This is a genomic window from Pelagicoccus sp. SDUM812005, assembly GCF_031127875.1.
Taxonomy (GTDB): Bacteria; Verrucomicrobiota; Verrucomicrobiia; order Opitutales; family Opitutaceae; genus Pelagicoccus.
On sequence record NZ_JARXIA010000020.1, the window covers coordinates 24,685 to 50,727 of the forward strand.

The 26,043-nt window shown below is 57.5% G+C and carries 16 protein-coding genes; 7 read left to right on the forward strand and 9 right to left on the reverse strand.

Annotation, left to right across the window (positions count from 1 at the left end; translation table 11 throughout):
• Positions 1-25 precede the first annotated feature (25 nt).
• Together QEH57_RS20010 and QEH57_RS20015 are read right to left on the reverse strand one after the other, a co-directional pair.
• Positions 26-2,209: an ATP-dependent RecD-like DNA helicase gene (locus QEH57_RS20010; RefSeq protein ID WP_309008565.1), complete on the reverse strand. Its 2,184-nt coding sequence runs from the start codon at positions 2,207-2,209 to the stop codon at positions 26-28.
• 77 nt (positions 2,210-2,286) lie between these two features.
• Positions 2,287-2,949 (reverse strand): HAD family hydrolase, encoded by a 663-nt coding sequence (locus tag QEH57_RS20015; RefSeq protein ID WP_309008566.1) that lies wholly within the window; start codon positions 2,947-2,949, stop codon positions 2,287-2,289.
• Positions 2,950-3,138: 189 nt separating this feature from the next.
• Here QEH57_RS20015 and QEH57_RS20020 point away from each other — a divergent pair, with 189 nt between their 5' ends.
• From QEH57_RS20020 to QEH57_RS20030, 3 genes are all read left to right on the forward strand, one after another.
• Complete coding sequence (locus QEH57_RS20020; protein ID WP_309008567.1) at positions 3,139-4,245, forward strand: fatty acid desaturase; 1,107 nt, start codon at positions 3,139-3,141, stop codon at positions 4,243-4,245.
• Between the two features lie 155 nt (positions 4,246-4,400).
• On the forward strand, positions 4,401-6,029 hold the full coding sequence (locus QEH57_RS20025; RefSeq protein WP_309008568.1) for an ABC-F family ATP-binding cassette domain-containing protein: 1,629 nt from the start codon (positions 4,401-4,403) through the stop codon (positions 6,027-6,029).
• A 245-nt stretch (positions 6,030-6,274) separates the two neighbouring features.
• Complete coding sequence (locus tag QEH57_RS20030; RefSeq protein WP_309008569.1) at positions 6,275-9,259, forward strand: response regulator; 2,985 nt, start codon at positions 6,275-6,277, stop codon at positions 9,257-9,259.
• Here the strand turns inward: QEH57_RS20030 and QEH57_RS20035 are convergent.
• A complete protein-coding gene (locus QEH57_RS20035; protein WP_309008570.1) occupies positions 9,256-9,816 on the reverse strand; it encodes an ATP-binding protein in 561 nt (186 codons plus the stop codon). The two genes, QEH57_RS20030 and QEH57_RS20035, sit on opposite strands and share 4 nt — an antisense overlap.
• A gap of 663 nt (positions 9,817-10,479) precedes the next feature.
• Here QEH57_RS20035 and QEH57_RS20040 point away from each other — a divergent pair.
• From QEH57_RS20040 to lnt, 3 genes are all read left to right on the forward strand, one after another.
• Positions 10,480-14,061: a TonB-dependent receptor plug domain-containing protein gene (locus tag QEH57_RS20040; RefSeq protein ID WP_309008571.1), complete on the forward strand. Its 3,582-nt coding sequence runs from the start codon at positions 10,480-10,482 to the stop codon at positions 14,059-14,061.
• 264 nt (positions 14,062-14,325) lie between these two features.
• Positions 14,326-17,433 (forward strand): VCBS repeat-containing protein, encoded by a 3,108-nt coding sequence (locus tag QEH57_RS20045; RefSeq protein ID WP_309008572.1) that lies wholly within the window; start codon positions 14,326-14,328, stop codon positions 17,431-17,433.
• A 10-nt stretch (positions 17,434-17,443) separates the two neighbouring features.
• Entirely contained in the window at positions 17,444-19,078 is a 1,635-nt protein-coding gene (gene lnt / locus QEH57_RS20050; RefSeq protein ID WP_309008573.1) for an apolipoprotein N-acyltransferase, read from the forward strand.
• Positions 19,079-19,109: 31 nt separating this feature from the next.
• Here lnt and QEH57_RS20055 read toward each other — a convergent pair whose 3' ends face one another.
• Positions 19,110-20,393 (reverse strand): glutamate-5-semialdehyde dehydrogenase, encoded by a 1,284-nt coding sequence (locus QEH57_RS20055; protein ID WP_309008574.1) that lies wholly within the window; start codon positions 20,391-20,393, stop codon positions 19,110-19,112.
• A gap of 162 nt (positions 20,394-20,555) precedes the next feature.
• On the opposite strand from QEH57_RS20055, the gene QEH57_RS20060 reads away from it, so the two are divergent.
• Positions 20,556-20,759, forward strand: coding sequence for a hypothetical protein (locus tag QEH57_RS20060; protein ID WP_309008575.1), 204 nt, complete (start codon positions 20,556-20,558; stop codon positions 20,757-20,759).
• A 14-nt stretch (positions 20,760-20,773) separates the two neighbouring features.
• Here QEH57_RS20060 and QEH57_RS20065 read toward each other — a convergent pair whose 3' ends face one another.
• From QEH57_RS20065 to QEH57_RS20085, 5 genes are all read right to left on the reverse strand, one after another.
• Entirely contained in the window at positions 20,774-21,253 is a 480-nt protein-coding gene (locus tag QEH57_RS20065; RefSeq protein ID WP_309008576.1) for a VanZ family protein, read from the reverse strand.
• A 64-nt stretch (positions 21,254-21,317) separates the two neighbouring features.
• Positions 21,318-22,805, reverse strand: a complete 1,488-nt coding sequence (locus QEH57_RS20070) for a carboxypeptidase M32 (RefSeq protein WP_309008577.1) — start codon at positions 22,803-22,805, stop codon at positions 21,318-21,320.
• Between the two features lie 79 nt (positions 22,806-22,884).
• Positions 22,885-23,493, reverse strand: a complete 609-nt coding sequence (locus QEH57_RS20075; protein WP_309008578.1) for a hypothetical protein — start codon at positions 23,491-23,493, stop codon at positions 22,885-22,887.
• A gap of 54 nt (positions 23,494-23,547) precedes the next feature.
• On the reverse strand, positions 23,548-24,810 hold the full coding sequence (locus QEH57_RS20080) for an NAD(P)/FAD-dependent oxidoreductase (protein ID WP_309008579.1): 1,263 nt from the start codon (positions 24,808-24,810) through the stop codon (positions 23,548-23,550).
• 175 nt (positions 24,811-24,985) lie between these two features.
• On the reverse strand, positions 24,986-25,969 hold the full coding sequence (locus QEH57_RS20085) for an adenosine kinase (protein WP_309008580.1): 984 nt from the start codon (positions 25,967-25,969) through the stop codon (positions 24,986-24,988).
• Positions 25,970-26,043 lie beyond the last annotated feature (74 nt).

Consider the following 26,043-nt stretch of genomic DNA (forward strand, 5'->3'; position numbering starts at 1 on the left):
CTCGCGTGGTTTGGCTTTGTGGCCGCTATCTCAGGAATTCTTGCAGGAGCGTGCAGCGGGATTTGGCGTCGGAATTGCGCACGGCCATGGCGTAGGCGGCAGGTTCGCCTACGATGACGATCTTCTTCTTGCCGCGTGTGACGGCGGTGTAGATCAGGTTTCGCTGCAGCATCATGAAGTGAGCTTTCAGTAGTGGTATGACCACTACGGGGTATTCGCTGCCCTGGGATTTGTGGATACTGACTGCGTAGGCGAGCTGCAGGTCGATCATCTCAGAACGATCGTAGGTGGCCTCCTGTCCGTCGAAGTCGACGTCGAGCAGCCCGTTGACACCGTCGATGCCGGTGACGATGCCGATGTCGCCGTTGAAGACGTTTTTGTCGTAGTTGTTTCGGGTTTGGATGACCTTGTCGCCGACCTTGAACTTCAACTGCCCGAAGGGTATGGCTTCGGTTCGTTTGTTGAGGGTTTCTTGCAGGGTCTGGTTTAGGTTGCCGACTCCTGCGAGGCCTTTGTGCATGGGAGCTAGGGTTTGGGCGTCGGCGATGGGGTCGAGGCAAAGCTCTCCGCGTATGAACAGATCGAATACTTGCGCGACTTTGTGGGCGGCGTCGCTTTGGTCGCTGGCGGCGACGAACTGGAAGTCTTTCTTGGGGTCGAGCTGGCGCACGTCTTCGAGGGCGGTGGGGAGGGAAACCTCGCCCTTGTTGATGGCGTGGGCGTAGTGGACAATGGAGCTGAACTTCTTTTGGCGGAAGACGACGTCGAGGGTGACGTATCGGATTTTTCGAGACGCGATGAGGTCTTTCAGCACATTGCCGGCTCCGACGGAGGGGAGTTGGTCCACGTCGCCCACGAGGATGAGGTGGGCTTGGGAGGGAATGGCGGAGAGCAGGGCTGCGGCGAGCCGGGCGTCGAGCATGGAGGCTTCGTCGACGATGACGACGTCGGCGGACAGCGGCTTGTTTTCGTTCATGACGAAGCCGCCTTCCGAGGGATCGAACTTGAGGAGCCGGTGGATGGTCTGGGCGTAGGCCCGGGTGGATTCGGCGAGACGTTGGGCGGCGCGGCCGGTGGGCGCGGCGAGCAGGATCTTGGCCTTCTTGGCCTTGAGGATGGAAACGACGGCGCGAAGAATGGTGGTCTTGCCGGTGCCGGGGCCGCCGGTGAGGATGAAGACTTTGTTGGCGAGGGATCCTTTGATGGCTTCCTTTTGGGAGTCGCCGAATTCGAAGCCCGCTTTTTCCTGGGCCCAATCGACGGCGATGTCGCGTTTGATGGGCGGGAGGGAGCTTTCGGTTTCCTTGAGGCGCTTGATGGCGAGGGCTATCTTTTCCTCGGCGAAGAAGTTGTAGGGGAGCTGTAGGTAGGTGTGCCCGTTGGCGGCTTCGGTGGCGCGGAGCGACTTGGAGGCGAGGAGGCGCCCGACGCTTTCGTGGACGATTTCGGGCTTGGCCTGGAGCGTTTCGGATGCGAGGGCAGCGAGGTCCTCGAGTGGGTAGGCGGTGTGGCCGTCGTCTTGCAGCTCCTGCAGGACGAACTCGATGCCGGCGTCGATGCGTTGGGGGGAGTCGTTGGGGATGCCGGTATTGATGGCGATCTTGTCGGCCGTCTTGAAGCCGATGCCTTGGACTTCGCGGGCGGCGCGGTAGGGCTCGAGTCGCAGGACTTGGGTGGCTTCCGGACCGAACTGCTTGTACATGCGCAGGCAGAGGGCGGGGGAGAGGCCGTAGGTTTGGCCGAAGATGAAGAGCTCGCGTTGGACGACCTGCTCGTCCCAGGCTTCCTTGATGGAGCGAGCGCGTTGCTTGCCGATGCCGCTGACTTCCTGGAGCTTGGCGGATTCCTCGGAGATGACGCGCAGGGTGTCGTCGCCGAAGCGTTCGACGATGCGTTCGGCGAGGCCTTTGGAGACCCCTTTGACGAGGCCGCTGCCCAAGTACTTGCGAATTCCGTAGATGGAGGCGGGCAGCTCGGACTTGAAGGAGGTGAGCTTAAACTGGGGACCGTGGGTGGGGTGCTTGGTCCAGGTCCCTTGGATGCGGAGGGTTTCGCCGCACTGCACGCCGCCGAGTTGGCCGGTGATGGTGACTTTTTCGGATCCGTCGCCGGGACGCAGTTCGGCGATGGTGTAGTTGTTTTCCTCGTTGAAGAAGATGATGCGCTCGAGGACGCCGGAAAGGGATTCTATGTTAGACGGGGCTGGCAAGGTGGAAGGTAGGGTGGCGTTTGAGTCGCCGCGTGCAACTGTCTTTGTTCCCGGACTTGGTGTTGGAGTTGCTCCTCTCAGCGGCCGAAGGCGAGCCAGTGGGAGACCTCGGCGAGGGAGTCGAAGACCTTGTCGGCTCCGGCGTTGAGCAGCTCTTCGCGATTGTGGGAGCCGGTGGTGACGCAGAGGGCGGCCATGCCGCCGGCTCGGGCGGCTTGGATGTCGAAGGGGGAGTCGCCGACCATGGCGAGCTGCTCTCCGGGGATGCCCATCTTTTCGATGGCGAGGGCGCTGAATTCCGGTTGCGGCTTGCGGAAGGGGGTGTCCTCGGCTCCGAGAACGAATTCGAAGCGCTCGCTGTAGCCTTCGTTTTCGATGATGGCTCGGGAGTGCCTGCCGGTTTTGTTGGTGAAGATGGCGGCTTTGAGTCCGGTGGAGTTGCAGTGGTCGAGCAGCTCGTCGGCTCCGTGCAGCACGATGACGCCTTGGAGGTGGATTTCCTCGAAGCGGCGGCGCCAGATTTCCTTGCCGGCTTCGACGTGCTCGGCGGGGAGGAACTTTTGGATGGTGACCGGCATGGATCCGCCGATGCTGCGTTTCACTTTTTCGGAGGTCGGTTCCTGGAAGCCGAGCTCCCGGCAGGCGTATTGGAAACAGCGCGTGATGGTTTGGATGTGGTCGACGAAGGTGCCGTCCAGATCGATGAGGATGCCGCGAATTTTGCTAGGTGTTACTTCCATCTTGTTCTTGGGGAAAGTGGGTGGCGCCCTAGGGGATTCATGGCAATTCGCTTTTAACTTAATTTTGGAACTTCGCGGGATTGCTGCGGTTTTGCCTTATTGAACTTATTAATTTTGTGTTTCAAAGGGAAACGAGGCTGGCCAATGAGGGGAATTCGCGCCCTATTTCGGTCTTTAGTCTATTTACGTATGCGTATCAAAAATTGGGGAATATTCGCTTTCATCGCTGGCTACCACGTGCTGCTCATCGCACTGCTGCCCGCGTACATTTCTGTTTTCAGCTGGGAGTCGCTGGTGCTGTTTGGCGTGACTTGGGCCATTTCGGTCTTCTCGATCACGGCGGGTTACCACCGCTTGTTTTCGCACAACACCTACAAGGCCAAGCCCGTTTACGAGTGGGCCTGCCTGCTTTCTTCTAGCCTGGCGATCGAGTCCTCGGCCCTGCAGTGGTCGCACGACCACCGTATCCACCACAGCCATGTGGACACCGACAAGGACCCGTACAGCATCAACAAGGGCTTCTGGTACGCCCACATCTGGTGGATGTTCAGCTACAACGAGCCGATCGATAAGCGCTTGGTGAAGGACTTGCTCAAGAACCCGCGGGTGATGTTCCAGCACAACCACTATGCCTTGATGACGATCGCCGTGAACGTGGCGGTGGTAGGCATCGGCTGTTTCTTCATGGAGCCGATCGCGGCCCTTTTCGCCGGTTTCTTCATGCGTCTTTTCGCGATCCACCACTGTACTTGGTTCATCAACAGCTTGTGCCACGTTTGGGGCGCCCGCACCTATGCGAAGGAGCTGACGGCGGTGGACAACGCGGTTCTGGCCCTTTTCACTTTCGGCGAAGGCTACCACAACTACCACCACACCATGGCGAACGACTACCGCAACGGGGTTCGCTGGTACCACTTCGACCCGACCAAGTGGCTGATCTGGACCTCATCCAAGCTCGGTCTCGTTTCGGACCTGCGTTGGGTGAGCGACGTGAAGCTTCGCCAGATGCTGGTCAAGAAGGACAAGAACTTGCTGCTGGAGCGCATTCGCCACGAGATCGACGAGACTTCCAAGGAGCTGCACAACAAGCTCGAGCACCTCTCTGAGAACTTCGAGGAAAAGGCGGCTTCCTTGATGGTTAAGATCCGCGAGCTCAAGAGCGCCACCGACGAGCGCCGTAAGCTGCTGGAGATCGAGATCAAGCAGCAGAAGAAGGAGCTTCACGCGATGTGGAAGTCGTGGATCAAGCTCACGGAGTTCACTTCCGCTCGCTACGAGCTCGGACACGCCCACTAGTTTCCCTTCCCCAGGGGCAGATCGCTGTCGGCTGCGCATGCAGGCTGGAGGCGTTCGGACTAATAATTTTTCCGCTCAGCGGCTCATTCTAATTTTCTGAATGAGCCGTTGTTTTTTTTTCCGCCCTTGCTAGGGTGCTTCGCTTTTTAAGAACCATGATCGGACTCAAGAATCTCCACCTTCGCTACGGCGAGAAAGTAATTTTCGGCGATGTATCGCTTACGATCGGCGTGCGCGACCGCATTGGTCTGGTAGGATCCAATGGCGCCGGTAAGTCGACGCTGCTGAAGCTGATGCTCGACGAGGTTGAAATCGATCGCGGCGAATTCGAGAAGCCCGACTGGGTGACGCTCGGCTACTTGCCGCAGGATGGCATCGAAGTAAGGGGCCGCTCTCTCTATAAGGAGGTCGAGACGGCTTTCGACGACGCTTTGGAGCTGCAGGCCAAGATCGACGAGGCGGACGAGAAGCTGGCCGAGATGGATACCAGTTCCGAGGAGTACTACGACATGATCGACATGATCGGCGGCTGGGAGCAGAAGCTCGAGGAGTACGAGCCGGAGAAGATGAAGTCCAAGATCGAGCGTGTCTTGCTCGGCCTGGGCTTCGCGATCGAGGACATGGATCGCGACACGGGAGAGTTTTCCGGTGGGTGGCAGATGCGTATCGCATTGGCGAAGCTCCTGCTGCGTCAGCCGTCGCTATTGCTCCTCGACGAGCCGACCAACCACTTGGATATCATCGCCCAGAACTGGTTCGAGGACTATCTGAAGCGCTACGAGGGCTCGATCATGGTGATTTCCCACGATCGCGCTTTTCTCGACGCGGTGACGAATCGCACCCTGCACCTCAGCTTGGGCAACATCTCTTCCTACAAGGGCAACTACAGCTTCTACCTGAAGGAGTCGCAGGCCCGCCTCGACGCCTTGCGCAAGCAGAAGGCGAACCAGGAAAAGGAGATCCAGCGCCAGAAGGACTTCATCAATCGCTTCCGTTCCAACGTGAAGAAGGCGTCCATGGTGCAGAGCCGCATCAAGGCCCTCGAGAAGCTGGAGATCATCGAGATGCCGAAGACGGAGCGGAAAATGTTCTTCCGTTTTCCGGAGCCGCCACCGAGCAGCCAGAAGGTGATCGAGCTGATCAACATGTCGAAGCGCTATGGCGATCTCGAGGTTTTCAACAACTTCAACTTCCACATCGACAAGGGCGACCGTATCGCGGTGGTAGGTGTCAACGGCGCGGGTAAGTCGACCTTGGCTCGTGTCTTGGCGGGCATCGAGCCGTTCCAGTCCGGAGAGCGGGTGGTAGGCTTGAACACGGTGCTGGCCTATTTCGCCCAGCAGCAGGCCGAGGAGCTCGACCCTCAGAAGACTGCGTTGGAAGAGGTGGAGGCTGCGGCTGCCGACGCGGGGCACGAGGACGCGAATCCGCGGGCTGTGTTGGGAGCTTTGCTTTTCCGCAAGGACGATGTATTCAAGCCGACCACGGTCCTGTCCGGAGGGGAGCGCAATCGTTTGGCCTTGGCCAAGATCCTGATGAAGCGGGCCAACACCATCATCCTCGACGAACCGACCAACCACTTGGACATCCGAAGCAAGGAGACGCTGCAAGACGCGATCAAGGCCTTCGACGGCACTATCATATTGGTGAGCCACGACCGCGACTTCCTCGATCCGCTGGTCAACAAGGTATTGGAAGTCCGTAAGGATGGAACGCGTCTCCTGACCTGCAACGTCAGCGAATACATCGCCCGCATCGAAGAAGAGTCCGGCGGCCGTCGCTAGTCCGTTGGAGCGGATTGGTTCTCGGCTTGGAGCGACACGCTTTTCAGAGCCCCTTCACCTCGGTCTGATCCGAGTGAAGGGGCTTTTTTGCTAGCGGCCAAAAGCGTCGGCCTGTTCTGCATTTATTTTGGTTGCTGCGGGGTGGGAGGTGCTTCGTTCATTTGCATAAGTAATAAATATTAGGTTTCGTTTGCTACTTGGCGGTTTCGCATATCACTTTCAAGACTTCCCCGAACCCGCTCCCGATGTCCTCCTCACTTGTACAGGAATCCGAAACCCCGGCCTACAAGCAGTTATCCGTGCGCGTGCTGATCGGCCTGCTGGTCTTTCTCGCGCTGGTGATTGGCGCTACCTACGTGGCCATCCAGGCTGCGGCGGAGCGCACGCTCGTAGATCAGGCGGAAAAGCTGCATCGCGAGATCGGGCAGAAGATCGTCTTGAAGCTAGGAGAGCGCGTGGCAGGGACCGAGGCCTTGACTCGTTCCTTGGCTAAGCTGGGGGAGACCTTGCCGTCCGACGAATCGGTCTACCGGGAGGTGATTCCGAAGCTCTTGAACTTCGAGGAGGAGATCCCTGCGGCGAACCGTTTGGTCGCTGGCGGCGGGATTTGGCCGGAGCCGGGGGAGTTCAAGGCAGGCGTGGCGCGACGCTCGTTTTTTTGGTCGCGCGACGTGGAAGGGAATTTGCTGTACTACGACGACTATAATGAACCTGCGGGCGCGGGATACCACAACGAGGAGTGGTACGTGCCGGCCCGCTATTTGCAGAAAGGGGAGGTGTATTGGTCGAAGTCTTACATGGATCCTTATTCGTTCGTGCCGATGGTGACTTGTACGGCTCCCTATTGGAGGGATGGACGCTTTGCAGGGGTGGCCACGGTGGACCTGCGGTTGGACGGGATCTCGGAATTTATGGCCGAGCAGGCGGAGCATATCGAAGGCTACGCGTTTGCGGTGGACCGTAATAATCGCTTGATCTCTTTCCCCGATCCGGAGCTGGGGAAGCGCTCCCATCTGGATGGGACGGGACAGAAAGTGGTGGAGTACCGTTTGGTGGGGGAGGTCGCTCCCGGTCGTTCGTCGTTTAGCGGGATCGCAGAGCGTATCGAAAAATTTAGTACAGTAGGAGACGCGAGGGTGAGCAGCGCGATCGCGGGGGAATCCAAATGGCTGGCGGAAAGGCTTGCGGCGGAGTCGTACCAGATCGACGCGGATGAAGCCCGGCGAATTGCCGGATCGCTTTTGTCGCGCGGCAACCTCGAGCCGCGGGTGGAGCAGTTTCGCATGGAGCAGGAGTTCTTCCTGAAGCAAAGCTCCTTGATCAGTTTGTTCTCGGTCCCGTCGACGGACTGGAAGGTTCTGGTGGCGATGCCGTCGGAATATTCGGACAAGGCAGTGTCCCACGTGGTCGGGACGGTGGCGAAGACGGTCCTGAGCGTGGTCGCGCTGATCTGCGCCCTTCTTTACGCTTACCTTTGGTTTAGCATGTTTTCGCCGGTCAAGGCTTTGCGGGGAGAGGTGCGCAAGCTGGCTTTGGGAGGCGATAGCGGGGCGCGGCTGGAGCTGGAGGGGGACGACGAGCTCGGGCGAATCGCCTATTGGTTCAACAAGCGGACGGACCAGCTTAACGAAGCCTTGGCGGAGCTGAAGAAGAGCAACGCGAGCTTGGAGGAGGCGAAGCTTGCGGCGGAGTCGGCGAGTCGGACCAAAAACGTTTTCCTTGCATCCATGAGCCATGAAATTCGTACGCCGATGAATGCGATCATCGGATTGACGGCTTTGCTGAGCGAGATGGAGCTGGGCAAGGAGCAGAAGAATTTCGTGGATACCATTCGCGCCTCGTCGGAGTCGCTGCTTTCTCTCATCAACGATATTTTGGACTATACGAAGATCGAGGCGAACGAGCTCGATTTGGAGTTGGTGGAGTTCGACTTGCGCGAGGTCATGGAGGAGCTCTCCGGCATGATTTCGGTACAAGCCGAGGAGAAGGGCTTGGGATTGAGTTGCTACCTTCAGACCGACGTCGAAGGGCAGGTGCTGGGAGACCCGGGGCGTTTGAGGCAGATCTTGCTCAACTTGGCTTCCAATGCGATCAAGTTCACGATTTCAGGTCGAGTGGATATCAGTGGAACCTGTATCGAAGAGACTGATACGCATCAAACGCTTGAGTTTTGCGTGAAGGATACGGGAATCGGCATTCCCGAGTCGGCGTTCGAGAATCTTTTCGATTCCTTTCGCCAAGTCGATTCGACGACGACGCGGAAGTTCGGCGGCACAGGGCTGGGCTTGGCCATTTGCAAGCGCTTGTGCGACAAGATGGGCGGGGCGATTTCGGTCTCGAGCAAGCAGGGGCTCGGCTCGGAGTTCACTTTTACGGTTCGCCTGGAAAAGGTGGCGCGGCCTCAGTCGAATGGCTCAGGGCCGCCGCGGCGTATTGCTTGGGTCGCTTTCGTGGTAGACAACGATTGGCCCCATGGCGAGATGCTGCAGTCGGAATTGCGCTGGTTCGGGCTCGAAGCACGACTGTTCAAGGACCTTTCGGAGATGGAAACGGCGTTGCGCGCTTGCCGCGAGCAGGTTGTCGTTTTTGCCGGTCAGGTGAACGGGCTGTCCCATGAGCAGTTGCTCAAGGACCTGGTGAGGATGGATGCCTCGGCGTTGAAGGGGGTCGTCTCCTTTGCGAGCGCGGTGAGAAGTTATGCATTGAATCCCAGCGTGAAGGCGTCTTTGGCGGACTCGATTGACAAGCCGTTCAGCAGATCGCGCCTGGAGAAGTGTATCCAGAAATTGGGGAACGAAGAAGGGACTGAGGACGACGGGGCGGAAGATCGCGAAGAAGATGGGATCTTTGCTGGCTATCGGGTCTTGCTGGTGGAAGACCACCCGGTTAACCAGAAAGTTGCTTCCCGGATGCTCACGAGCATGGGGGTATCCTGTCTCGTGGCGGGAGATGGACAGGAGGCCATTGAGGCGGTCGCGGGAACGGAAAAGTTGGATGCGATCATCATGGATTGGCAGATGCCAATCATGGATGGTCTCGATGCCGCTCGTCGCATTCGCTCCATGGGTGGTTGGCGAGCTCAGATTCCGATCGTAGCGATGACGGCGAACGCGATGCATGGAGATCGCGAAAAATGCCTGAAGGCAGGGATGGACGACTATGTGAGCAAGCCGGTCGTGCCGGAAGATTTGAGAGCGGTCCTCGGTCGGATTTTCAAGCGAGGGTCCTAGTCCAGCAGCCCGTCTCGGATTGCTTTCTCGAATGGGTCGCTTTGGCCGGTATCGACGCGAAGGTGCGGGTACTCGGGAAAAGCGTCTTGTTCATAGTACTGCAAGAAAGCCTCCCAATCCTTGAGCTTAGCGTTGTCGCGAGGGTTGCCGCGTTCCACGAGCCGCTTTTTGCGAAGCTGGTGGTCGCAGTGGACGAAGACGCATTTGATTATGCAGGGGGTACTGAGACGAGCTTGGATCTCTTGGGGCCATTGGGGATTCCTGAGCTCTTTGGTGAAGGGGCCGGTGATGATGGCGTGGGTGTGGAGGAGGTTTTCGTCAGCGATGGCGAAGAGCGTATCGTAGATGGGCGAGCGGAAGGTTTCTTTGAAGCGCTGGCTGTCGCGGTCGTCGGGATCGCCCGTAAGTTGCTTCATGGCGGCTTGCACCACATTTTCGGTACAGGTGTCGATGTCGATGAGGCAGGCCCGAACTCGTTGGGCTAGTTCGCGAGCGAAGGTCGATTTGCCGGCTGCCGGCATTCCTGTAATGAGATATAGGTTGTTTGGACGGGCCATATGGGGCGTTTAGTGGTGGTTTTTGAGATCAGTTTACCCGATTTGAGAATGCGGTGGCTTGTGTATAGTAAGAGCAAATATCGGGCTCTTGGAGAAGCGCGAAATCGATTTTATAGGTTTCGTAGGTTCATGTGCTTCAGTGTGTTATAAAAAACCATTTTTTTTTGAACGTTTCGTCATTCTCGGCGGAAATACCCTCAATTAAGTTGACAGTAAGGCCTAGGAGGTGCTGTTTTGGGAGCTACGAAAGCACAGGTTATTTTTCCTGGTTTCGCGCTCCAGCTCTCAGCCCCGAGAGCGCCCCTATCTGAGAACACCCCCATTTTTTGTCAGCTACCGCACTGATTTTTTAGGCACTTTTCGAGCCCCACCGTACCCCTACGCCGAGCGCTTTTGGGGAAGGTGTGTCACGAGGGGTTCCAAGCTACCGCAAAGACAACCATGAACAATAATATCAAACAGACATATAGATACCTACGGCCTAGACGTGGGGCACAGGCATTGCTCTGTGGCGCCGCGCTTCTAGTTGCTCCTCTCGGCATCGCTCAAGATGACCAAGAGGATGAGGAAATCTTCGAACTCTCGCCGTTTACCGTCGAGGGGTCCGAGGACCAAGGCTACCGCGCTACGAGCACAATGGCTGGCTCGCGTATTCGTACAGATTTGAAGGACGTAGGTTCTGCGATTTCTGTAATTACCGAAGAATTCCTTCGCGATACGGGAGCCGTCGACAACCAATCTCTGCTCCAGTACACGACCAGCACGGAAGTGGGCGGCATCGGAGGCAACTTCGCTGGCGACGAGCGTTTGGGGCTCTTGAACCCGAACGCTAACACCCGCGTGCGCGGCTTGCAGGCTGCGGACAACACCCGTGACTACTTCCTGACGGATCTGCCGTGGGATGGGTACAACGTTAATCGCGTCGATATGCAACGCGGTCCGAACGCGATTCTTTCCGGTCTCGGAAGCCCGGCCGGTATCATCAACAACACGACGGACGGCGCGGCCTTCCAGGACGAAGGCGAAGTGCAAATTCGCTTCGGCAGCTATGGCTCCACTCGCGTTCATTTCAACGTGAACCGCGTTATCTTGGAAGATGAATTGGCGATCCGCGTTGCGGGCGTTAAGAAGGATGACAAGTATCGCCAGAAGGAAGCTTGGGCAGAAGACGAACGTTTCTTCGTGGCCTTCAAGTACGAGCCGAAGTTCCTTAAGACGGACAGCGCCACCACGACGATATCCGGTAACTACGAGTCCGGCAGCATCAGCTCCAACCGTCCGCGTACCCGCCCTCCTGTCGACAACCTGTCGAACTTCTGGAAGGAATGGGAGGGCAACTCCCAGATTATCGCCCACGCCCTCGCGTTTGCGGGAGAAAAGGCGTACATGGAAGATGGCACTCCGGCTGGCGTCTGGGTCCGCGGCCAGCAGGTGGGGACGGAAGTCGTCGATTTCGACGGTGATTTCCCGATGCCGCGTACGGTTCCGACTCTCCGCGATATCACCTTCAACAATCCGTATTATGGAGAGAACTACACGGACGGTCCTATCCTCTATTTTGGCAACGCGGATAAGGGAGACGGAAATCCGACCTTCTTCTCGGTCAACAGCATCGCTGCGTCTGACAACAATGTCATCACCGTCAACGACAACGATCAAATCGTTCGCGATCTTGGTGGAACGAGCATGATCTTCTATCGTGCCACGACTACTTCCACTGGTTTGCAAGCGGCGGCCCGCCAACTTGGCCTTCCTCTGGCTGACTACGGCGGCTACGGGGATGCCTTGATTTACGATCGCTCCATCTTCGACTACAAGAACCACCTGATTGACGGCGACAACAAGCGTGAGATGCAGGACTTCAACGTCGGCACGTTCAACGTAAGCCAGACTCTCTGGGATAATCGCGTGGGTGTAGAAGCGGCCTTCAACAGCCAAAGCTACGAATACGGTCAGTCCAGTCCCTTTGGATGGTCTCCTCGTATCACCATCGACGCGAATGCGTACATGGCTGACTTGGTGACGCCAAACCCGAATGCAGGCCGACCTGTAATCATGCAGCGTACGCAAGGAGCGAGCAACTTGAACAACCGCAAGCGCGTCAGCGACCGCTACACGGTATTCGGTGAGCTGCGCGAAGGCGATATCTTCGAGGCGGATTCCTTCCTCGGTAAGCTGGTAGGCAAGCAACGCGTGACTGGCTTGAAGTCATCGGACGACATCGTTTTCTACGAAATGGGCTTCAAGAACTGGTTGGCTGACGACAACTACCGGACCTACCAGGGCACGGCAGGTCTGGCTCAGAACGAGTCGGAAGTCATGGCTGCGATCTACATGGGACCTTCGGTCGTGGGTACATCGGGCCCATCGGGTCTGAACCTGCAGCCGGTGCCAAAGCTCAACCCGAAGGGGATCTCCGAGATTACGTACTGGGATTCCAATTGGGCGAATCCCGCGACCCGTACCGTTGAATACTTGACGGACAACACCGAAGAGGGCGGTTGGTATCAGCCTTGGGACCAAAACTACGCGGCCCAGCAGGACAACCCGAATAACTACATTGGTTGGACCACGATGCCAGTTAGCGTTCTGGTGGACACCGAAGGGGACCGGGCGAGCCTGATCACCACGGCCCGTTCGAAGACTGAGGAGGTTAGTTCCGAAGCGTTCGTGTACCAAGGTTACTTCTGGGGTGGCGCGGTCGTCGCTACTTATGGTACTCGCGACGATGAGGTCCTTCAGTACTCGGTCACGGCCCCTCGTATCGAGACCGAGCCACCTGCGGGTGAGTCTACCAACGGAGTTTTTAACCGCAACATCTTCGAGCCAAGCGGAGCGACTCCGTTTGCGGAATCGGGCGGAAACTACTTGAACTATACCCCTGCTGATGCAGCGGCTCAGGAACCTGCGAAGCTTGGAAGCGTTAATCGTTTCACAGGTACGAACGAATCCAAGAGCTTGGTGGTTCACCTAGACCAATTCCTGCCAGAGCTCCCGCTCGACACTAAGCTCAGCGTGTTCTGGAATGAGTCGTCGAACTTTCAGCCAGCGGAAACGCGTGTGGATCATTTGAACCAGCCGCTCGCTCCGCCAACTGGTACAACGGAGGATGTCGGTTTCCTCATCAGAACCTTCAACGACAAGCTGACTCTCAAGGTCAATCGTTACGAGAGCACGGTTACTGGATCGTCCTTCGATCCAGGCAATCTCTGGTATGTCGGCACTGCTGAAACCAGTCTCTTCGCTGCTGGTATGCGCGACAAGGCAAACCTGGATGGGGTCGCAGGTTGGGATGATTCCTGGAGAAGCTACGCTAACAGTCCGTACCAAGCGGGGGACCGTCCTTGGGAAGATTACCTCGCGGATCGAGGAGAGGCGTCTCGGGACCAGACGGAACAAGAGGCGGCCGATTGGCAGGCTCGAGCGGTAAACAACCTCGAGCAAAACCTCGCTCCCCAGGAGTTCTGGGACGCTTGGGGCGCTACCAAGAGCGACGCTCGCTGGCAAAACGGTTGGTGGGATCCTTGGAGCGAATCTACTGGTGCTCAGCCAGCAGGTTTCACTTCGACTTCCGACCTCGTTTCGAAGGGTACTGAAATCGAAGTTAACTACTCGCCCACCGAAAACTGGAACTTCGCCTTCAACGCCGCAAAGACCGAAGCGGTTCGCGACAATCTCGCTGGTAGCCTGAAGGATTGGGTGGAGAAGCGAAACCTCATCCACAATGGCGACAACGGCGATATTCGCCTTTGGTGGTCAGGCGACCGAGCTAATACGCTCAAGACTCGTTGGAACCAAGAGTTTTACTCCAGGTACCAGCTCGCCTTGGCCCAGGAGGGCCAGTCACAGCCTGAAATCCGCGAATGGCGCGCAAATCTCGTAACCAACTACAGCTTCCGAGATGGCAAGTTCAAGGGACTGAGCATCGGTGGTAGCGTACGTTGGGAAGACGAGGTTGGCATTGGCTATCCTCAATCCGAAGGTGTGACCGAGGCGGGTAACAAGGTTATCGTTTACGATATCAACAACCCGATCATGGGGCCGAGTGAAACGCACGTTGACCTTTGGGCGGGCTATTCGCTCGACCTGAACGACAGCGTCAATTGGAGAATTCAGTTGAATGTCCGGGACGCTTTGGCGGACGGTGAGTTGATTCCGCTTTCGGTTAACCCCGACGGATCGATTCGCGAGTACCGGGTTACAGGCGATCCGAACTGGTTCCTGACCAATACGTTTAGCTTCTAGTTACTCGACGTAAGCATTTGAAAAGCGAGCGCTTCACCCGATGGGTGAAGCGCTTTTTCGTTTGTAGATCTCAAGCGGATCGAGGATGATTCCTTTGCTCCTCTTAGGTGAGATTTATAGATGCTCTTCAGTCGCTTTCTCAAAATCGCTAGTATTCTCTTCTGCTTTCCGGTAGCAGGAGGCGCGGATACTCCGCGGGGAGTTCGTCTAGCGGAGACTAACGGCGAAGGAAGGTTCGTTCTCGTTCCCTCGGAGCAGTCAGGTTTGTCTCATATAAACGAATACAAGCATCCGGAGCGTTGGCGTCGTTTGTGGCATCAGTATTTCCTGGGGACGATCGGTTCAGGGCTGGCTCTGGGAGATGTCGATGGCGACGGTTTGGCGGATATTTTCTATGCGGGGAAAGATACGCCGCACCGTCTTTATATAAATCAAGGTGACCTGCGTTTCGTCGAGGATGCGGCCCAGCGTGGGATTCCAGAGCACAACGGAATCGGAGCGGGAGCTGCCATGGTGGATATTGATAATGATGGGGACCTCGATATCTATGTGACCTACACTGGATTCCCTAACGAGCTATATATAAACCAGGGGAAAGGTGTCTTTCGGGAGTCTGCAACGGACTGGGGGCTTGCTGTTGAGACTGGGTCGAACGCGCCTTCGTTTTCGGATTACGATTTGGACGGGGATCTCGATCTCTACTTGCAGTGCAATTTTTTGACGGATTCGGGCGATGGTGAGGGAATGGCGGATCTGTTGCTCGAAAACCAAGAGGGGACGTTCGTTGATGTTACGGAGAAGGCTGGCATCTCGGGTCGCGGGCAAGGACACGTCGCCTTGTGGTGGGATTTCGATGACGACGGCTGGCCTGACCTTTATGTCGCGAACGACTTCGAGTCTGCTGATCGGCTGTATCGAAATAATAAGGACGGAACGTTTAGCGACGTTTTGCGGGATCGCCTTCCTACGTCGCCTTATTCGGCGATGGGAGCAGATGTAGGGGACTTGGACAACGATGGAGTCGCGGAGCTATTGGTTGCCGAAATGGCTACTCGAGATCCGGTGAAGCATCAGCGAACGGTTGCCACGATTGAGACCAAATCGATATATGCTCCTCGACGTTCGGCTAGCCAATACATGCAGAATATGCTGTCCGTGAAGATTGGGCGTGAGCAGTTTACTGAGGTTTCTAGGTGGGCGGGTTTGAACGCTACGGATTGGACTTGGGCTGTACGTTTCGCGGATTTCGATAACGATGGACTGCAGGACGCCTTTTTCACCAATGGGATGGTACGAGCCTTTCACGATGGAGACCTCGGGCGGAAATCGGAAAAGGCGAAGACGGGGTGGCAGCGTATCGCCTATTATAAGTCCTCCCCAAGATACGATGAGAGGAATCTTTTTTATCGAAACCGAGGGGACTTTCAGTTCGAGGAAATGGGGGAAGCTGTTGGTTTGGGCAAGTTGGGGGTGAGCTTTGCTGCATCTCTTGCCGACTTGGATTTAGATGGAGATCTGGACCTGGTCGTTGCGAATATGGATGAACCGTTGAGTTTATTAGAAAATCGTTTCGCCGTTGGATCTAGTCTCTCGATCAAGCTTGTCGGAAAGAAGGCGAATCGATTTGGCTTGGGGGCGCGCCTGCGGCTTTTCGCGGAAGGGCAGATTTTTGCGAGGGAGTTGGTTTCGACGCGTGGATACTTATCCACCGATGAGCCTGTTGTTCATTTTGGCCTGGGAAAGGTAGAAGCCATCGACCGTCTCGAGATCGATTGGCCGGGAGGGGGGCGTCAAGTTGTTTGCGGACTGTATCCGGGGTACCGGTACACGATCGAGGAAGGCAGTTTTGATCCAAAAGATGACCAGCCTCAGGAAACCGTTTTTGTTGCCTCGAGCATACGTATTCCATCGAAGGCGAAGTCGTGGGAAGAGCCTTTCAAGTTGCACCCGAAACAAATGTTGCTGCCGGAGGATGAGTCGCGCTTGGGACCGCCGATAGCATTGGCCGATCTCGATGGGGACGGTTATTGCGATATCGCGCTTGGGGGCCCATGTGGCTTGGAGACCCGGATCCTTTGGAATCGGGCGGGCGTTGAATTTGAGGCGTTTGACTATGAATTGCTATCGGATGTCTTCGATGCGGAGGATGTCGATTTGCTGTTGACGGATCTAGACGGGGATCAGCGTTACGAATTGATCGTCAGTTCCGGAGGTATTGAGCTAGACGCAGGAGATGAGGCGTATGTGGATCGGGTTTATGCTTTTTCGGGGGACCGCAAGTTGAAGCGCGTTGCCTTGGCGGGGGCGGAATTTTCGCCGTCTCCCACGCGGAAAACGGTGGCGATCGATTACGATGGCGATGGCGATTTCGATCTATTGCAAGCGGGGGGAACGCGGTTAAAGGCTTATCCGCATCACGAGCCAAATCTTGTTTGGAGGAAGGACGGAGATTCTTATGCCTTGGATTTGCAAAGCGAGTTCGCTTCGAGCTTCGCAACCTCAGGAAACACGACCGATCTATTGGTCGTGGATTGGACGGGGGACGGCAAAGTCGATCTCGTTCAATCGCTGCAGTGGGGAGCTCCTTTGTTTTGGAAATTGGAAGACAGCGGATTGGAGCCTGTATTGAACGCGTTTCCGGCAGCTCAAATGCTCGGAGCCTGGAGTTCCTTGTCTTGTGGTGACTTTGATGGCGATGGACGCCTGGACATCGTGATGGGGAATCGAGGTGAGAACCTGACTCATGTACCGAGCGTGGAGGATCCTTTGGTCCTGTTCGCGCCCAAGGGGCCGGAAACGGAGAATCGCTACATCGAATGCTTCAGTCATGGGGGCAGGCTCTTGCCTGTCGAGAGTCGCTTTTTGCACAGCGCCCAGTTCCCCGGTTTGCTGGAGCGGACGACATCCTCGGTCGAAGACTATGCGAACAAGGAGGTCGCTGAAATATTTCCAACGGAGGTGCTCTCCGCCTTTTCTCGCTTCGAAATGAACGACACGAAATCGGGGGTACTTTTCCAGAAGTCTCCTGAGGTTTTCGAATGGATCGCCTTGCCTCGTTGGGCCCAATCGGGGGAAGTGAAGGATTCCCTGGTTTGCGATTACGATGGCGACGGTTGGGATGATATTGTGCTGAGTCTGCAGCCTAGGGCTCCGAAGTTGTGGGTCGATAGGCCGTTGAAGGGGCACTTGGTTTTGTTGCGAAACGAGAGGGGGAAAGGATTCCGGACTCTCTTGCCGCGGGAGTCTGGCTTAGAGATCGACGGCTATCCTAGGCATCTCGCCTGGAAGGATTTGGATGGCGATGGGCGTGAGGAGCTGATTCTGACCATGAGTGGGGGCATGCCGTTGGTTTTTTCGACGAAAACGGACTAGGCGAAGTTTTGTGCTTCGCCCAAAGGGAGAGGATCCGCAGAGTCTCGGCATGATCACCAAGGTCGCGGAATGGTTCGAGTCGAATCGCCAGAGGATTGCACATCTCGTGTGCTGCGTGTTGACGCCGCTTTTCTATGTGGCGAGCTTCCCGCCGTTTGAGGTGAACGAGGGGGCGTTCGTCTTCCTGGTTCCGTTTGTGGCGTGGTTGAGCTTCAGGCCATCCTTTCGCTCCGTTTTCCTGACGAGCTTGGGAATGGGATGGGGCGCTTGGCTTGTCATGATCTTTTGGTTACACCATGTGACATGGGCGGGGATGATTGGCTTGGCTGGGATCATGGGCTTGCATTTCACTCTCTGGGCCAGCGGAACGGCTTGGCTGATGAAGCGAGCCGCAGGCGAGGGAATGTGGCGAGGGATCGCCCCTAGTCTCGGAGCGGCGGCTTTGTGGGTGATGGTCGAGCACTTGCGTACTCACATCTTCACGGGCTTTCCATGGCTGCCGCTTTCCGCCAGCCAGGTAAACGAGCCGATCATGCTGCAGAGCGCTTCGATCTTCGGAAGTTGGGTCGTTTCCTTCGCTTTGGTGCTTTTGAATTTCGGGATCGCCGCTTACTTGATTCGCTTGGTCGAGTACGCGCGGACCAAGAAACGGGGGATCTGTCCGGAGTTCTACTTGGCCCTCTCCTTTATCGTGGCGATCAGCTTTTTGTTGCTGCGACTGAGCTCCGGGCAGCAGAGGGAAAAGGCTTTTCGGGCTGCGGTGGTCCAGCCTAACGTTCCTCAGAACCAGAAGTGGGATCTCGCCTTCGAACGGAAAATCATCGAGCAGCTCGAGTGGCTGACCTTGCCTCGCAAGAACGCGAAGCTGGACGCGATCTTTTGGCCGGAGACCGTGCTGCCGTATCCGCTAAACGACGATGGCGTGATGGAGGCTTGGGCGACGCGCCTGGCTACGGCTGTAGAGGCTCCGATTTACGCGGGGGCGATGGGCATCGAGGGAGAGGCGGGAAATCGGGAGTGGTATAACAGCGTGTTTCTCGTGCGTCCTGAGTATGGACTTTTTCCTTTGTATTATTCCAAGCAGCATTTGGTTCCGTTTGGCGAATACATCCCGTTGCGCTCGTTTTGGCCTTGGATGGAGAAGGTGGTTCCCATCAACGGCGATATCCTGCCGGGGCAAAAGACGCAGCTTTTGCCGCTCGACTTGGAGAATACGAGCTTGCGAGTGGGCTCGTTGGTTTGTTTCGAGGACGTGTTCCCGACCTTGGCGCGAGAAGCGGTGAAGGAAGGGGCTAGCTTCCTTTTCGTGGCGACTAACAGCGCTTGGTATGGCAAGAGCAGCGCCGCGGCCCAACACAAGGCTCATTCCGTCTTGAGGGCGATCGAGACGCGTCGTCCGGTGCTCCGTGTAGGCAACGATGGCTGGACGGGCTGGATCGATGAGTATGGTAGCGTCAAGAACTCGCTGGAGCCTTGGGTGCAAGCGACCACCGTATTCGAGGTGACTCGCGACCGTCGGTGGGTGGGCAAGGAAACGTTTTACGTGCGGTATGGGGATTGGTTCGTTTGGACCTGTTGGGGCTTGTTCGGGCTCGCGGTGTGGATGGCTCCTCGCTTGGTGGACAAAAAAACGGCCACCTTTTGAGTGGCCGTTCGGAAAGGTAACGTTCGAGGAGCTAGGCTTTGATTTGGCCTTTTCCCACGACTTTGTACTTGTAGCTGCAGAGCTCGCGCAAGCCCATGGGGCCGCGGGCGTGTAGTCGATCTGTGGATATGCCGATCTCCGCGCCGAGCCCGAACTCGAATCCGTCGGTGAAGCGGGTGCTGACGTTCCAGTAGACGGTGGACGAATCGACGCCGTTGAGGAAGGCGGTGGCAGTTTCTGCGTCTTCGGTGATGATCGCATCGCTGTGCGAGCTTCCGTACTTGTTTATGAAGGCCATGGCTTCCTGTTCGTCCGCTACGACCTTGATGGAAAGGATGAGATCGAGGTACTCGGTCGACCAGTCTTCTTCCGTGGCAGGCTCGCAGTCTATGCCGGCGCTTTCGAGAACTTCGGCGGCTTCGGGGTCGGCTTTGAGGGTGACGCCCTTGGCCACGAGACCGCGTGCGATCTGCGGTAGGTGAAATTGCACTACATCGCGATGCACGAGCAGGTTTTCGCCGGCATTGCAAACGGATGGGTAGTGGGTCTTGGAGTTGACCACGATGCTTTCCGCCATGGATACGTCGGCCGCCTTATCAACGAAGAGCGTGCAGATGCCGTCGTAGTGCTTGATGACGGGGATGGTCGAGTTTTCCGAAACGAAGCGGATGAGGCCTTCGCCGCCGCGTGGGATGATGCACTGGATTTGCTCATTTAGCTTGAGCAAGGTGTTCATGGCGGCGCGATCGGTGGTGGGGATCAGCTGCACGGCCTTTTCGGGAAGGCCGGTTTCAGCCAAAGCCTGGGAGACCAGCTTCGCCAGGGCGGTGTTGGTGTGGAAGGCTTCCTTGCCGCCGCGCAGGATGCTGGCGTTGCCGCTCTTGAGGCAGAGGATGGCGCAGTCGACGGTGACGTTTGGGCGGGATTCGTAGATGATGCCGATGACCCCGATAGGGACGCGCACTTTTTCGATAGTGAATCCTTGCGGGTGGTTGTAGGTGTCGAGCGATTCGCCGACGGGATCGGGCAGGGCGGCGACTTGCTTGGCTCCTTCCACCATGCCGGAGATGCGTTTGTCGTTCAGTTCGAGTCGATTGAGCATGGCTCCGGTGAGGCCTGCGGCTTTGCCGGCTTCCAAATCCTTTGCGTTTTCTTTAACCAAGCTCGGAACGTTTTCCTCGATGAGCGCGGCGAGCCGGAGGATGGCCTTGTTCTTCAATTCGCTCGGAACGTTTGCGAGGGTGAGCGACGCCGCTCGGGCGTCGAGGGCGATTTGCTTAACTTGGCTGGCGATGTCTGTGACTTCTGTACTCATATAGATAGTTGACGAATTGCAGGCTCAGGACCCTGCGCCCAAGGCGGGGATTTGTCACGTGTCTTTCTGATAGGGGCCAAGCGGCGCGGTTGAGATATCGACTTTTTGCGAGGCGATATAGACCTTGCGTTTTCCGCCTAACTTGAGCATATCCAAGAGCTTATGAAAAAATCTAAAGTTCTTGTATCCCTCCTCTCGTTCACCGCTATTGTTTTTGGCCTAACGCTTTCCGGCTGCGGTCAAAAGACAGAAGAAGAAAAGGCTGCTGACAGCCTTTCGAGCCAAGCCGATTCTGCAGCGAAGGCTGCTGAGAAGGAAGCTGGCGCCTTGAAGCAAGCGGCCGAGAAGGAAGCGGCGAAGCACTAGTTTTTTTAACGCTTTTATACCCCTATCTGGCCTGTAGTGGATTTTTCCCTACAGGCCTTTTTTTGGCGTAGGGAGAAGCAACTCCACGCTGCTAGCTTTTGCACGCAGGGAAAGGCCGAACAGAGGACGACGGCGGCGAGGGCTCCCAGGCTGTCGGCGAACCAATCGAGGGGATCGCCGGTACGGGCAGGATTGAAGTGCTGCAAGGTTTCGTCCCAAATGCCGAAGGCGCTGGTCAGGGCAAAGGCGCAGAGCCAGCGGCGCGTTCCTTGGAGGTGGGAAGGGAGTGCTTGGAAAACGAGGGTTGCGAGCAGGCCGTAGACGCAGAAGTGGTCGACCTTGTCCCGCCAGCTCAGTTCGATCAGAGGCGCGGGCGAGCCGCTTTTTGCGGAATAGGCGGACAGGAGGGCGCAGGCGACGAGGATGGGAACCCAAGGGCGAAGGCGCGAAAGGGCGCCTTCGTGGGAGCTGGGTTTGTCGCTGGCCTCGTTCATTCAAGGCCTTAATCGGCCGCATGGCGTTCGACTGAAACGCCAGTGAATCGCAAAGCGTAGCGCTTTAGGTGTAGAGTGGGAGGTAGCGCTCCTTGAGGTAGCGGATAAGAGCTTGCGGCGAGAGGGCTTGGCCGGTGGCTTTTTCGCTGAGTTCCATGAGGCGGTAGCGGGCTCCGTGGGCGTGCACGTTGGTTCTTAGCCATTCGAGAAGGCGGGAGAAGTTGCCTTGGGCGAAGTCTTGCTGGAGGTCGGGGAGCTGTTCGTTGGCGCTGTACCAGAGTTGGGCGGCCAGCATGTTGCCGAGACAGTAGCTGGGGAAGTAGCCGAAGGCTCCGGCGGACCAGTGTACGTCTTGCAGGACGCCTTCGGCATCGCTTCGGGGTTCGATGTTGAGGAGTTGCTTGTATTGCTCGTTCCAGTAGGAAGGCAGGTCTTTCACTGCGAGTTCGCCGGAAAAGAGCTTTTTCTCGATTTCGAAGCGGATGATGATGTGCAGGTTGTAGGTGACTTCGTCGGAATCTACACGTATCGGATTCTTTGATACGGAGTTGATGGCGAGGTAGAGGTCGTCGGGTGCTACTCCGTCGAGCTGTTGCGGGAAGGCGGCGCGGAACTTTGGCTCGTAGTGTTCCCAGAAGGCGCGGGAGCGGCAAACTTGGTTTTCCCAGAGGCGGCTTTGCGACTCGTGGGCCCCCATGCCGGCGGCTTTGCCGAGGGCGTTGTGGAGGGAATCGAGGGGAAGGCCTTGCTCGTACATCCCGTGTCCGGTTTCGTGGATGGAGGAGAAGAGGGAATCGAGCGGGTTGTCGACGTCGAAGCGGGTGGTCATGCGGGTGTCGGCCCCATTTCCGCTGCAGAATGGGTGGAGGGAGATGTCTATGCGTCCGCGCTTGTAGTTGAATCCTAAGGACGCGGTTACCTCTTCGAGGAAGCTTTTTTGCTGTTCGACCGGGAAGCCTTTGAAGATGTCGGTGCGGGCTTTAACGGGCGAGTCGATGATTTGCTGCACGATGGGAACCAGCTCGGCCTTCAGTTCGGAGAACAGGCGATCGATGGTTTTCGCGTCCATGCCGGGATCGTGCAAGTCGATTTGCAGGTCGTAGGGCCGGTCGCCCCAGCCAAGGTACTCGGCTCCTTGCTTGGCGAGGTCGAGGTGTTGCTGGAGGTAGGGAGCGTAGCTGGCGAAGTCGTTGTTTTTGCGGGCGGCGGCCCAGGCGTGGTAGGCTTCGGACGAGAGGCGAGCGTGTTTTTCGACGTAGGCTGCGGGGAGCTTGGTGGCGCGATCGTAGTCGATGCGGGCGTCGCGGAGGACGGCGGCTTGCTTGTCTTTGGGGCGCGAGTCGGAGTTTTCGAGGAGGCCGAGGATTTTTCCGATTTCGGGATCGGTCTTGGCTTCGTGGATGACGGCGGCGAGGGTCGCGTTTTGGTTCTGGCGTTGGTCGGCGCTGCCTGGGGGCAGGAAGGTTTGCTCGTCCCAGCCGAGAAGCCCGGCTATGCTTTCGAGGGAGTGAATGCGTTTTTGCTTTTCGGAAAGGGCTTCGAGTGGAGTCATGGGTGGGCGCGGTTCTAGAGTGGGAGAGAGAAAAGGCCGCCGGGTGAGGGCGGCCTGCTTCGTGAAGAGGAGGGTTGCCTTAGAATTTTGGCAGCATGCTTTCGAGGCTGCCTTTGCCGAGGAGCTTGAGGATTTCGTCGGCGACCTTCTTGGCGACGGCGAGCTCTGTCTCGTACTTGCTCTTCAGCTCGTTGAGTTGCTCGACGGAGCTGGGGCTGAACTTGTTGGCGATCGTTTCGAGGCTGCCGAGGCTGGATGCGAGTTCGGGCAGCTTGGCGGAAACGGCTGCAGCGGTGTCTTCGGGGAGCTTATCCTTGATGGAGTTGTACTTTTCCTTGAGGGAGTCGAATTGGCTCTTGAGGGCGGCGTTGCTGGAGGCGAACTGCTCTTTGAGGACCTTGGTTTCGGCGGAGAGCTTCGCTTCCATCTCGGCTTTCATTTCCGCTTGGGCAGCCGCTAGTTTCTTGTCTGAGTCGGCCTTGGCCGCGGCGAGCTTGGCGGCTGCGTCGGCTTGGGCGGCGGCGAGCTTGTCGTCGTTCTTCTTCTCGGAAGCGGCGACGGCTTCTTGGGCGGCTTTGTCGGCGGCAGCTTGCACGTCGGCTTCGGTGATTTCTTCCTTTTTCGAGCAACCGCTTAGGGCGGCGCAGCTGAGGAGGGCGAGGGCTAGGAACTTAGTGGTTGTATTCATAATGACAGAGCTTGAAGGGGGAGCAGGGAAATGGGAAGGAGTAAAGCGTTTCGCTTATGCGCCGTTTGCGATGTGCAGGGCGGCGATGCGGGAGGTGGTCCAGGCGGCTTGGAAGTTGAATCCGCCGGTGACGCCGTCGATGTCGAGGACTTCGCCGGCGAAGTAGAGACCGGGGACGATGCGGCTTTGCAGGGTCTTGAAGTCGACTTCCTTGAGCTTGATGCCGCCGCAGGTGACGAATTCCTCTTTGTTCATGCTTTTGCCGTTGGTTTGGAAGCGGGTATTGGAGATGGTTTCCACGAGTTGGTTGAGGGCTTTCTTGGGGAGCTGCGCCCATTGGGTGTCTGGAGAAATGGATACGTATTGGAGGAGGCGTTCCCAGAAGCGGCGCGGGAAGTCGAAGGGGTTGAGGCTAACGAGGGCTTTGCGGGCGTATTGCTTTTTCGAATGCTCGAGCGCTTGGCGGATGGCGTCGGGCTTGGCTCCGCCGAACCAGTTGACGTTGAGCTCGCAATGGTAGTCTAGTTCGCTGAAAACGCGAGCTCCCCAAGCGGATAGCTTGAGGATGCCGGGCCCGCTGAGTCCCCAGTGAGTGAATACGATGGGCCCGCTCTGCTCGAGCTTGGCGGGAGGATAGGATACTTGTACTTGGGGGAGGGAAAGGCCTTGCAAATCGGTGAGGAGGGGGTGGTCGATGTGGAAGGTGAAGAGGGAGGGAGCAAGGTCGGTGATGGTATGGCCGAGGCTAGCGGCTAGCTCGTGTCCGGCGTTCTTTTGGCCGCCGCCGGTGGCGATGACTACGTGGGAGTAGCAGGGGGCGGTCGAGAGCTGGGAGGAGTGCAGTTTAAAATAGGGTGCGTGTGGATCTTCGTGTCGGGTGATCTTGGATACGCCGGTTTTTAGGTGGAGGGTGACGCCTGCGTTTTGGGCTGCTTGGGTGAGGCAATCGACGATGGTTTGGGAATCGTCGGTGGTGGGGAACATGCGTCCGTCGGCTTCGGTTTTTAGGGTGACCCCGCGGGATTGGAACCAGTCGACGGTGTCTTGGGGCTCCCATTGGTGGAAGGCTCCGCGGAGCTCCTTGCCGCCGCGTGGGTAGTAGTTGACGAGTTCTCGGGGATCGAAGCAGTGGTGGGTGACGTTGCAGCGGCCGCCGCCGGAGACGGATACTTTTGTTAGGGTGCGGCGCGAGGCTTCGTAGAGGTGTACGCGGGCGCTGGGGTCGGCTTCGGCTACGTTGATGGCGGCGAAGTAGCCGGCTGCTCCGGCGCCGACGATGGCGACTGACTTGTTCTCGCTGGAATGAGGGGACGACATGAGGGGCAAGGAAACTTGGGTTCTCCTGCGGATACAAGTTTGCTTCTTGAGGAGTTGGTTGGGGCGAGGGTGAACGCGTGGTTTGAGGCGAGCCTTGCTGGTGGCCCAAAAAAATCCTGCATCGCGACGGAGGCGAGGCAGGATTGGAATGGAAGCTGTGTTGTGGATCGCTGCTCTAGAGCAGCGCTTGGGCCTGCTCTTTGGTGAGGCGTGGGCCGAATTTGGAGACGACCGCGGAGGACGCTCGACTGGCGAGGGCTCCGGCTTCGGCGTGGCTGAGTCCATTGGTGATGCCGTAGAGGAAGGCTCCGGCGAAGAGGTCGCCGGCGCCGTTCGTGTCGACGGCTTTGGTGGGCACTGGGGCAATCTTGATCTCGCTTTGGCCGTCCCACACGAGCGCTCCGTCGGGACCGAGGGTGACCACGAATTGCTTCGCGACTGCCTTGAGGGCTTCTACGGCAGCGGGAATCGATTCGGTGCCGGTGTAGGTCATGGCTTCCTCTTCGTTGCAGAAGAGCAGGTCCACTCCGTCGCCGATGACGTCTTTCATGGCGTCGCCGAAGTATTTTACCATGGCGGGATCCGAGAAGGTGAGGGCGGTTTTGACGCCTAGGGATTCGGCTTTGGCCTTGGCGGCCTTCATGGCCTCGACTCCGTTGGGTGAGGTGACGAGGTAGCCTTCGATGTAGAGGTACTCGGAGTCGGCGAGGGCGGCTTCGTCGATTTGCTCGGTGGAGTAGGTCGCGGTGATTCCGAGGAAGGTGTTCATGGTGCGCTCCGCGTCGGGAGTGGTCATGACGAGGCACTTGCCGGTGATGCCTTCTGGGAGGGTATCGGCGGCGAGGTTGGTGTCGGAGCCGTTGGCCTTGAGGTCGGTCAGGTAGAAGCGGCCGAGCTCGTCGTTGGCGACCTTGCAGCTGTAGAAGGTACTGGCTCCGAACTGGGCGGCGCCGATGATGGAATTGGCGGCGGAGCCTCCGCATTGCTTGTCGGCGGCATCGAGGTCGATGGCGGAGACAAGGGCGCTTTGGCGGGCTTCGTCGACGAGAGTCATGACTCCCTTTTCGATTTGGTTTGCTGCGAAGAAGGCGTCGTCGACTTCGGTCACGATGTCGACGAGGGCGTTCCCCATACCGTAGATGTTGTACTTTTTAGCCATCGGGGAGTGGTTGTGGATGCTCCCCGATGGCTTGGCAACGCGATATGTCGTTCGCGGGGAGGCTGTTCGCGCTG